This is a genomic window from Oleiphilus sp. HI0061 (assembly GCF_001635675.1).
The window spans coordinates 1-397 of record NZ_LWFE01000712.1; the positions used below are offsets into that span (position 1 = coordinate 1).

1 protein-coding gene is annotated in these 397 nt (G+C 47.6%); it reads left to right on the forward strand.

Annotated elements, in window-relative coordinates:
• Positions 1-397: GspE/PulE family protein (locus tag A3735_RS08960; protein WP_197485780.1), on the forward strand; the 397-nt coding region annotated here is incomplete at both ends.

Here is a 397-nt window from a genome sequence, read left to right on the forward strand (position 1 = left end):
GGTGAGATCCGTGATATCGAAACAGCTGAAATTGCGGTTCAAGCCAGTTTGACCGGCCACATGGTGCTATCAACCTTGCATACTAATAGTGCCGTTGGCTCTATCACCCGATTGATGGATATGGGGGTTGAGCCTTTCCTGATTAGCTCGAGCCTTGTTGGTATTATGGCACAGCGCTTGGTTCGTGTTCTGTGTACCTCCTGTCGTCAACCCTACGAGCCTGATGACAGCGAATGCGAATTTCTGCATATAGAGCACGGGCCTGGCCAATCGAAACCTCCTATCTACAAAGCAAAAGGTTGCCCAGAGTGTAATCATCTTGGTTATAAGGGCCGTATTGGTATCTACGAACTTGTGCAAATAGATGAACAGATGCGTGAGCTTATTCATAGCAAAG